The sequence below is a fragment of the Rhizobacter sp. genome (genome assembly GCF_035702065.1).
In the GTDB taxonomy this organism is placed as follows: Bacteria; Pseudomonadota; Gammaproteobacteria; order Burkholderiales; family Burkholderiaceae_C; genus Rhizobacter.
This window is the reverse complement of the sequence record NZ_DASSRA010000508.1, coordinates 1-9,285: the sequence shown is the minus strand read 5'-3', so window position 1 is coordinate 9,285 and position 9,285 is coordinate 1. Positions and strand designations below refer to the sequence as shown.

Here is a 9,285-nt window from a genome sequence, read left to right as displayed (position 1 = left end):
CCTGCGCGACTTCGGCGCCTGCATGAGCCCGCACACGGCCTGGCTGATCCTGCAAGGTATCGAGACGCTGTCGCTGCGCATGGAGCGGCACGTGGCCAACACGCGCAAGGTGGTGGAGCACCTGGCTTCACACGCGATGGTCGAGAGCGTGGGCTACCCCGAGCTGCCCGGCCACCCCAGCCATGCGCTGGCCGCGAAGCTGCTGCCGCGCGGTTGCGGCTCGGTGTTCAGCTTCAACCTCAAGGGCAACCGGGCGCAGGGCAAGGCCTTCATTGAGGCGCTGAAGGTGTTCTCGCACCTGGCCAACGTGGGTGACTGCCGCTCGCTCGTCATCCACCCGGCCTCGACCACGCACTTCCGCATGGACGACGCTGCACTGGCGCAGGCCGGCATCACGCAGGGCACGATCCGCCTGTCGATCGGACTCGAAGACGCCGACGACCTGATCGACGACCTCGCGCGCGCCCTCAAGGCCGCGCAGAAAGCGGCCGCATGAAGCTCGGCGTGAACGGCCGCGAGGCCTTCGTCTACACCGGCGGCAAGAGCTTCGACCCGGCCCTGCCAGCGGTCGTCTTCGTCCACGGCGCCATGCACGACCACAGCGTGTGGGGCCTGCAGACGCGCGCCCTGGCGCACCACGGCCACGCGGTGCTCGCGGTCGACCTGCCCGGCCACGGCCGCAGCGCCGGCCCGGCCCTGGGCAGTGTGGAAGCCAGCGCGCAGTGGCTGATCGACCTGCTGGATGCTGCGGGCGTGCAGCGCACGGCCCTGGTCGGCCACAGCATGGGCTCGCTGATTGCACTCGAAGCCGCCGCCCGGCTGGGCGAACGCGCCACCCACCTGGTGCTGGTGGGCACGGCCATCCCGATGAAGGTGTCACCCGCCTTGCTGACCACCTCGCTCGAAGCGCCGCTGAAGGCCATCGACATGGTCAACGCCTTCTCGCACTCCACGCTCGGCGCCAAGCCGTCGTCACCGGCGCCGGGCTTCTGGCTGCGCGGCGGCAACCGCGCGCTCATGCGCAGGCAGCAGGCCGCCTACGCCGCAGCCGGCCACGGCAACCTCTTCCACCAGGACTTCCTGGTGTGCGACAGCTACACGGCCGGCCTGGAAGCCGCCGCCAAGGTGCGTTGCCCGGCCCGCCTGATCCTGGGGGCGAACGACCAGATGACCGCCCCCAAGGGCACTGCCGCCGTCGCCGCGGCGCTCCATGCCAATTGCGTCACGCTGCCCGCCGGACATTCCCTGATGGGAGAGGCCCCTGACGGGGTGTTGAATGAGGTCCAATCGTTCATTTCCGGGAGCTGCACATGAGCACCGCCACCGCACCGGTCGACCCGAAGTCGCTCAAGACCTTTGCCGAGTTCTACCCGTTCTACCTCAGCGAGCACAGCAACCGCACCTGCCGCCGGCTGCACTTCGTGGGCTCCACCCTCGCGCTGGTGTGCTTCGCCACCGCCATCGCGCGCGGCGCGCCGATCTACCTGCTTTATGGCCTGCTGTGCGGCTACGGTTTCGCGTGGCTCGGCCACTTCGGCTTCGAGAAGAACAAGCCCGCCTCGTTCAAGCGCCCGCTCTTCAGCTTCATGGGCGACTGGGTCATGTACAAGGACATCTGGCTCGGCAAGATCAAGCTCTGAGCTGTCGCGCTGCTGTACCTCCTGACATGCCGATGATGATGGAAGCCCCACCCTTCCCCGCCACGCACCGGCTGGCGCACATCGAACGGCTGGTGGACGCCATCGACCTGCCCATCGGGCGCTGGAACCGCCAGAACCGCCTCGTCTTCTGCAACACACCCTACCTCCACTGGACGCGCCGCCCCCGCGAAGAGCTGATCGGGCGCACACTGCAGGAGCTCTACGGAGACGAAGCCTGGGAACGCGCCCAGCCGGCCTTCGAACAGGCGTTCCTCGGCAAGACTGTCAACTACGAGCGCCGTCTCGCACACCAGGGCATGCGCTGGGCGCGCATCCAGGTGTTCCCCGACACCGACGCGAACGGCCGGGTCGAGAGCGTGTTCACCATCGCCTTCGACATCCACCAGGACGTGCTCGAACGCGAAGCACTCTCCGCTGCGCGCCAGCGCCTGGCCCACTTCACCGAGAACATCCCCTACCCACTCACCTACGTCGACCGCAACTTCGTGCTGCAGTTCGTCAACAAGGCCTACATCGAAGCCACCGGCCAGCAACCGCACGAGATGCTGGGCCGCTCCATCGGCGAGGTGCGGGGTGCCCAGCGGTGGGCCGAGCACAAGGCCTACTTCGAGCGCGCGCTGGAAGGCAAAACGGTGCAATACACCCGGCTGGTCGACCTGGCCACGCAAGGGCCGCGCTGGGTGCGAACCAGCTACGTGCCCGACTTCGACCCCACCGGCCAGGTGGTGGGCCTGTACACCGTGACCGTCGACGTGCACGAGCTCACGCTCAGCCAGGAGAACCTCAAGCGCAGCGTCGAGCGCGACCCGCTCACCGACGTGCTGAGCCGGCGCACGATGATGGACCGGCTCGAGTCGGCCATGGCCAACGCCGAACAGGCACCCGTGGCCTTGTTCTTCGTCGACCTCGACGGCTTCAAGGCCGTCAACGACCGCCTCGGCCACCGCGCCGGCGACGCCCTGCTGATCGGCGTGGCCCAGGCCCTGCAAAGCGCCGTGCGTGCTGAAGACTCGGTGGCCCGCTTCGGCGGCGACGAGTTCCTGGTGCTGGCCTCGCTGCGCGACCCCGCCGGTGCCCATGCATTGGCCCTGCACATGCTCGATGCGGTGCGCTGCGTCACCGGGCACCCCGTGAGCGCGAGCATCGGCTATGCGCTCGCACCCAGCGATGCCCAGCAACCCTTGAAGCTGCTGCAGCTGGCCGACGAGGCCATGTACGAGGCCAAGCGCCAGGGCAAGAACCGCGTGATGCATGGCGGTGCCATGGCCACGCTGGGTGCCGCTAAGGCTTGATCAGATCCTGCAGCGTCATCTGCGGGAAGCCGGCGTGCCGCCAGAAGCCCTGCATCTCGGGTGAAGGATCGAGCAGCACCTTGCCCAGCAAGGCCTCGGCCTTGGTGGTCGCGGGGTCGCACAGCAGCACGTAGCGCGCCCCGCCTTCCTCATCGAGCCGGCCCACCCAGTCGATGTCGACCAGCGTGTCGAGCAACGGCTCGATCTGCAGCGGGTCGGTGCGCAGCTGGCGCGAGATCTGCGCGGCGCTCAGGCCACGGGCATCGGTGGCCCGTGCCTGCGCCAGCTCGCGCAGCATGCCCACCACCAGCTGGAAGCGGAAGCCCGGCACCGACGGGCGGCGCACCACGCGCATCTGCAGGCTGGGCGCATAGGCAGCAATCACCGCACCGAGCAGTACGATCACCCAGCTGAGGTAGATCCAGATCAGCAACACCGGCACGGTGGCGAAAGCGCCATACACCGTGCTGTAAGTCGGCACGCTCGCAAGGTACAGGCCGATGCCGCGCTTGGCCAGCTCGATGCCGACCGCCGTGAACACACCGCCCGCCCAGGCGTGCCGCCAGTCCACCACGGTGTTGGGTACGTAGTGGAAGAGGCTCGCCATTGCGCCCGACAGCAGCAAGAACTCGATGGTGTTGAGCACCAGTGTCACGCCGCCCGGCAGGTCGCTCACGAAACCCTTGCCAGCCGAGAGTGCGTAGGAGGTCAGCGTCAGGCTCACGCCCAGCAGCAAGGGGCCAAGCGTGACCGCGGCCCAGTACACCAGCACACGCTGCGCGATTGGCCGCGGCTTGCGCACACGCCAGATGGCGTTGAGCGTGCGGTCGATGGTGAGCATCAGCGCCACCGCCGTGAACACCAGCACGATCAGGCCGAAGGTGCCCAGGCGGTTGGCCTTGCTGGCGAACTGCGTGAGCGCGCCCAGCACCGGCCGCGCGATGGTGTCGGGCACCAGGGCCTGCAGGAAGTACTTCTGCAGCGCGTCCTGGAACTTGGCGAACATGGGGAAGGCCGTGAACAAGGCCAGCATCACGGTGACCAGGGGCACCAGCGAGATCAGTGTGGTGAAGGTCAAGCTGCCGGCCGTGAGGCCCAGGCGGTCTTCGCGGAAACGCTGGCGCAGCGTGCGCAGCGTGTCGCGCCAGGGCCAGTGTTGCAGCGTCTCAAGCAGCTCGGCAATGCGTGCTTTCAAGCCCTGCTTGAACGGGGACGGAAGATTCATTTGCGGCATCATAGCCAGCGATGACTGCCTCTCTCTCCCCCGATACACCCTCGTTCGTGCGCCGCACGCGCGCCGTGGCCGTGGCCAGCCTGCTGGCCTTGATCGTGCTCTGCATCGCCTGGGAGCTGTGGCTCGCGCCGCTGCGGCCCGGCGGCTCCTGGCTGGTTCTGAAGGCGTTGCCGCTCACGCTGCCGCTCGCCGGCCTGCTGAAGAACCGCATGTACACCTACCGCTGGGTCAGCCTGCTGGTGTGGCTGTACTTCACCGAAGGCGTGGTGCGCGCCACCAGCGACCGCGGGCCCAGCGTGCCACTGGCTGCGCTGGAAGTGCTGCTGTGCCTGCTGCTGTTTGCGGCCTGCGCGCTGCATGTTCGCTGGCGCTTGCGCCAGGCCAAGGCGGTGGCATCGTGAGTGACTTGGTCAACGCCTTGCGCACCGCCGTGGGTGCGGCCAACGTGCTGGTCGAAGGCGACCTCTCGGCCTACGAACAGGACTGGCGGCGCCGCTACCGCGGGCGTGCGATGGCGGTCGTGCGACCAGGCAACACCACTGAAGTGGCGGCCGTGGTGAAGCTGTGCGCGCGTCACGGCACAGGCCTGGTGCCGCAAGGCGGCAATACCGGGCTGGTGGGTGGATCGGTGCCGGATGGCAGCGGCACACAGGTGCTTCTGAGCCTCGCGCGCATGAACCACGTTCGCGGCCTGGATGCAGCCAACCTCACGCTCACCGTGGAAGCTGGCTGCGTGCTGCAGTCGGTGCAGGAAGCGGCAGCCGCGCAAGGCTTTCTCTTCCCCCTGAGCCTGGCCGCCGAAGGCAGCTGCACCATCGGCGGCAACCTGGCCACCAATGCCGGCGGCACCCAGGTGCTGCGCTACGGCAATGCACGCGAGCTGTGCCTGGGGCTGGAAGTCGTCACGGCGCAAGGCGAGGTCTGGGAGGGGCTCACCGGCCTGCGCAAGGACAACACCGGCTACGACCTGCGCGACCTCTTCATCGGCAGCGAAGGCACGCTGGGCATCATCACCGCCGCCACGCTCAAGCTCTACCCGCAGCCGGCGGCGCGCATGACGGCGCTGGCCGCCCTGCCCTCGCTGGAGGCTGCGGTGTCGCTGCTGCAGCTGGCACAGGCCAGGTTGGGCGCCGGGCTCACCGGCTTCGAGGTGATGAACCGCTTCTCGCTTGCGCTGGTGCGCACCCATTTTCCGCAGCTGCGCCAGCCTCTGCCTGAGGCCGAGTGGACGGTGCTGCTGGAGCAGTCCGACACCGAGGGCGAATCACACGCACGAGCTCTCTTCGAAAGCCTGCTCGAAACCGCTTTCGAGCGCGAGCTGCTCACCGATGCCGCCGTGGCCGAGAGCATCGAGCAGTCGCGCGCAATGTGGCACCTGCGCGAGTCGATCCCCCTGGCCCAGCCTCTCGAAGGCCCGAACATCAAGCACGACATCTCGATCCCGGTGTCGCGCATTCCGGCGTTCGTGTCGTCCACCGACGCCGCATTGCAAGCCGCGCACCCCGGCACGCGCTCGGTCAACTTCGGCCACCTGGGCGACGGCAACCTGCACTACAACCTGCAAGCGCCCGTGGGTGTGGACGGTGCGGAGTTCCTGCGCCAGCACGAGCCGTCGGTGAACCGCATCGTCTACGACGCGGTGAGTGCCTGCGGCGGCTCGATCTCGGCCGAGCACGGTGTGGGGGCCCTCAAGCGCGACGAGCTGGCCGAGCGCAAGTCGCCGGTGGCCTTGCAGATGATGCGTGCGATCAAGCGCGCGCTCGACCCCGACGGGTTGATGAACCCCGGGCGCATGCTGTAGCGCCCCGGTGTGATCAGCGCGCCGCCTCTTCGAGCAACCAGGCCGCGAAGTCGTCCACCTCGGCCTTGCCGGCCGACGCCTCGGAGCGCAGCAGGTGGTAGCCCATGGGCGAGGCCATGCTGTGGCTGAAAGGCGCCACCAGCTTGCGCGCCTTGATCAGGTCGTTGATCAAGGGCAGGCGGCCCAGCGCCACACCCTGCCCGCGTACCGCGGCCTGGATCATCTGGTCGTAGTCGGAGAAGTGCAGTGCACCGGCGGGCTGGAGGTGCTCGATGCGCATGGCGCGCAGCCACAGCGCCCAATCGGGCGTCTCGGGTCTGCCGTGCGACTCGGTATGCAGCAGCGTGTGGAACTGAAGATCTTCAGGCCGCTTGAGAGGGCGGCTGGTTTGGCGGCGCAGCGCCGGGCTGCACACCGGCGTCATCACCTCGCCAAACAGCCGGATGGCCTGCGGCCCGGCTTGCGCGGTGGGGCCGTAGCGGATGGCCAGGTCGACACCATCTCGGTCGAGTTGGGCGAGTTGGAACCCGGCCGAGATCCGAACGTCGACGCCAGGGTGCTGGGCCGTGAAGGCCGACAGGCGCGGGATCAGCCACAGCCCCGCAAAGCCCGGGGTGGTGGTGACGACGACGGTCTTCTGCCGCTGCCCGGGGCGCAACTGCTCGGTCACGCCTTGCAGTTGCTGCAGGACGGCGCTGGTGGTGACCTGCAACTGGTGGCCTGCCTCGGTGAGGCGCAGGGCTCGGTGCAAGCGCTGGAACAGAGGCACACCGAGGCGGTCTTCCAGCGCCGAGATCTGCCGGCTCACCGCCGATTGGGTGAGCGACAGCTCCTGAGCCGCCCGCGTGAAGCTGAGGTGGCGCGCAGCCGCCTCGAAGGCTTCCAGCAAGTCGAGCGGGGGCAGTCGGTAGCGCTTCAAGGGTTCCCTTTCGCATTCCGTATTCGCATGCAAAGCATGCGAAACCATCGTTTGCCGGCCGGGGGGAGCGACGCCGAAACTGTAGCCAGATTCGCTGCGTTTGCGTCGATCACATGAACAAGCTGCATGCGAATTGACAACCTACAGGAGCCCACCATGCGCCTTGCTTCAGCCCCCCAATCTGCCTACCTGCTGCGCCGCCAGACCTTCAACCTGCACGCACGCAAAGGACAACGCATCGAATGCCAGACCGGCCAACTGTGGATCACGCAGGACGGTGACCCGAACGACGTGATTCTTGCCCCGGCCCAAAGCTTCACGCTCGACCGCTCGGGCCACGCACTGGTGTCGGCACTGGAAGATGCCTCGTTCGTGCTGCGCAACCCCGTGGCTGCCGCAGCGTTGGCCGCCTACTGAATACGGCCCTTCGCGGCGGCCGGGATGGGCAGCGACATCACGTCGATGCCCTCTTCCTGCAAGGCCACCGCGTCTTCTCGCGTAGCTTGGCCGCGGATAGCCCGTTCCTCAACTTCACCGTAGTGGATGCGGCGCGCCTCTTCGGCGAACTGCTCGCCGACGTCGTCAGTGTTGGCCAGCACGTGCTGCACTGCACGCAGCCACATCGACTGCATGGTCATGGCCTCGGGTGACAGTGCCGGCGGGTTGCTGGCCGGCACCGGATCACGCGCACCAGACACATTCAGCCGCGGCGCCGTGGGCATCTTGGCGATGGCTTTGTCGGCACACAGCGGGCACTCGACCAGGCCACGCTCGAACTGCGACTGGAAGTCGTCTTCGGAGGCGAACCAGCCTTCGAACTGATGGTCGTGGGTGCAGCGGAGGTTCAGAACCTTCATGGCCGCATTATGGGCAACTGCCCTGCAGGCGTGGCCTGCCAGGTCATTTGCCAGCGGCCGGAACGCCAATTCTGCAACCACATGAGGCCGATCAAGGTCTTGGCGTCGGTGAGCTCGCCACGGTGGGCCTGCTCGTCCAGCGCTTCGACAGTGCTGGTCTCCACGTCCAGGAACTCACCAGCGTCGAGACTGCGCGCGCCGAGTTCCAGGCCGCGGGCAAACCACACCTCGATGCCTTCGGTGGAATAGGCGATGGCGTTGTGCAGGATGCCGGCACGTGCCCATTCGCGGGCGGTGTAGCCGGTCTCTTCAGTCAGCTCGCGGACGGCGCACTGCAGCGGCGGCTCACCGGCGTCGAGCTTGCCGGCCGGGAACTCCAGCATCACCTTCCCCATGGGGTAACGGAACTGGCGTTCGACGACCACCCGGCCATCGTCCAGCAACGGGACGATCATCACCGCGCCGGGGTGGACGATGTACTCGCGGGCGGCCTTGCTGCCATCGGGCAGCCGCACCTCGTCGCGCCTCACATCGAGAAAGTGCCCTCGGTAGACCTGCTGGGCGCTGACCTGATCTTCGCGCAGATGCCCGTCGTCGCTCATGGCCAAGCGGCGATCAGGTCTTCAGGGCTCGCAGCACCGCGTCGGCGCACAGGGTCATCAGCCAGCCGGGCAGGATGCCGAAGACCAGCACCGCGGCACCGTTGAGTGACAGCAGCACCCGCACGTCGCCGGTGGTGGTAATGGGTGCCGTTTCCTTGGGCTCGTCGAAGTACATGACCTTGACCAGGCGCAGGTAGTAGAACGCACCCACCAGCGACAACAGCACCGCGATCACGGCCAGCACCACGTAGGTGCTGTCGTTGGTCGACACCAGCGATTGCAACACCGCCAGCTTGGCGTAGAAGCCCACCGTCGGCGGGATGCCGGCCAGCGAGAACATGAAGATCGCCATCACCGCGGCGTACCAGGGGCTGCGCTTGGCCAGGCCCTTCAGGTCGTCGATGTTCTCACTCTCGAAGCCGCGGCGCGACAGCAGCATGATGATGCCGAAGGTGCCCAGCGTGGTCAGCACGTAGCTGATCAGATAGAAGAGTGCTGACGAGTAGCCGTTGGCTGCCGAGAAGGTGTTGTTGGAGATGACCGTCGGCGTGAAGCCCAGCAGCATGAAACCGATCTGGCCGATGGTGGAATAGGCCAGCATGCGCTTGAGGTTGGACTGCGCGATGGCTGCCAGGTTGCCCAGCAGCATCGAGGCCACGGCCAGCAGGATCAGCATCTGCTGCCAGTCGGCGGCCACGCCCGACATGCCTTCGACCAGCAGGCGGAAGGTGATGGCGAAGGCAGCCAGCTTCGGAGCGCCGGCAATGAACAGCGTCACTGCGGTGGGTGCACCGTGGTAGACGTCGGGGATCCACATGTGGAAGGGCACCACGCCGAGCTTGAACGCGACGCCCGCGACGACAAAGACCAGCCCGAACACCAGGAAATTATGGTCGCGCGTGGCGAGCGCGCCGACGCT

At 67.4% G+C, this 9,285-nt stretch carries 12 protein-coding genes; 7 read left to right on the top strand and 5 right to left on the bottom strand.

Features of this window, described 5'->3' with window-relative positions; translation table 11 throughout:
• From VFL64_RS22750 to VFL64_RS22735, 4 genes are all read left to right on the top strand, one after another.
• A partial coding sequence (locus VFL64_RS22750) for a PLP-dependent transferase (RefSeq protein WP_489542669.1) occupies window positions 1-496 on the top strand: 496 nt, incomplete at its 5' end.
• Window positions 493-1,314: an alpha/beta fold hydrolase gene (locus VFL64_RS22745; protein WP_489542668.1), complete on the top strand. Its 822-nt coding sequence runs from the start codon at window positions 493-495 to the stop codon at window positions 1,312-1,314. The genes VFL64_RS22750 and VFL64_RS22745, both read left to right, overlap by 4 nt.
• Window positions 1,311-1,640, top strand: coding sequence for an Mpo1-like protein (locus VFL64_RS22740; protein WP_489542667.1), 330 nt, complete (start codon window positions 1,311-1,313; stop codon window positions 1,638-1,640). Before VFL64_RS22745 ends, VFL64_RS22740 begins: the two co-directional genes overlap by 4 nt.
• A gap of 26 nt (window positions 1,641-1,666) precedes the next feature.
• Window positions 1,667-2,953: a diguanylate cyclase domain-containing protein gene (locus tag VFL64_RS22735; protein WP_489542666.1), complete on the top strand. Its 1,287-nt coding sequence runs from the start codon at window positions 1,667-1,669 to the stop codon at window positions 2,951-2,953.
• Here VFL64_RS22735 and VFL64_RS22730 read toward each other — a convergent pair.
• Entirely contained in the window at window positions 2,943-4,178 is a 1,236-nt protein-coding gene (locus tag VFL64_RS22730; RefSeq protein ID WP_489542665.1) for a YihY family inner membrane protein, read from the bottom strand. The genes VFL64_RS22735 and VFL64_RS22730 overlap by 11 nt on opposite strands.
• Before the next feature lie 20 nt (window positions 4,179-4,198).
• On the opposite strand from VFL64_RS22730, the gene VFL64_RS22725 reads away from it, so the two are divergent.
• Entirely contained in the window at window positions 4,199-4,588 is a 390-nt protein-coding gene (locus tag VFL64_RS22725) for a DUF2069 domain-containing protein (RefSeq protein ID WP_489542664.1), read from the top strand.
• Window positions 4,585-5,988 (top strand): FAD-binding oxidoreductase, encoded by a 1,404-nt coding sequence (locus VFL64_RS22720; RefSeq protein WP_489542663.1) that lies wholly within the window; start codon window positions 4,585-4,587, stop codon window positions 5,986-5,988. The genes VFL64_RS22725 and VFL64_RS22720 overlap by 4 nt, the downstream gene beginning before the upstream one ends.
• A 13-nt stretch (window positions 5,989-6,001) precedes the next feature.
• On the opposite strand, the gene gcvA is transcribed toward VFL64_RS22720, so the two are convergent.
• Entirely contained in the window at window positions 6,002-6,907 is a 906-nt protein-coding gene (gcvA, locus tag VFL64_RS22715; RefSeq protein WP_489542662.1) for a transcriptional regulator GcvA, read from the bottom strand.
• Window positions 6,908-7,063: 156 nt separating this feature from the next.
• Between gcvA and VFL64_RS22710 the strand changes: the two genes are divergently transcribed.
• Window positions 7,064-7,324 carry a DUF2917 domain-containing protein gene (locus VFL64_RS22710; protein ID WP_489542661.1) on the top strand — a complete coding sequence of 87 codons (261 nt, stop codon included), beginning with the start codon at window positions 7,064-7,066 and terminating at the stop codon, window positions 7,322-7,324.
• On the opposite strand, the gene VFL64_RS22705 is transcribed toward VFL64_RS22710, so the two are convergent.
• The 3 genes from VFL64_RS22705 to VFL64_RS22695 form a co-directional block, all read right to left on the bottom strand.
• Entirely contained in the window at window positions 7,318-7,764 is a 447-nt protein-coding gene (locus tag VFL64_RS22705; protein WP_489542660.1) for a DUF1178 family protein, read from the bottom strand. The genes VFL64_RS22710 and VFL64_RS22705 overlap by 7 nt on opposite strands.
• A complete protein-coding gene (locus tag VFL64_RS22700) occupies window positions 7,761-8,366 on the bottom strand; it encodes an NUDIX domain-containing protein (RefSeq protein WP_489542659.1) in 606 nt (201 codons plus the stop codon). The genes VFL64_RS22705 and VFL64_RS22700 overlap by 4 nt, the downstream gene beginning before the upstream one ends.
• A 13-nt stretch (window positions 8,367-8,379) precedes the next feature.
• A partial coding sequence (locus tag VFL64_RS22695) for an NADH-quinone oxidoreductase subunit N (RefSeq protein WP_489542658.1) occupies window positions 8,380-9,285 on the bottom strand: 906 nt, incomplete at its 5' end.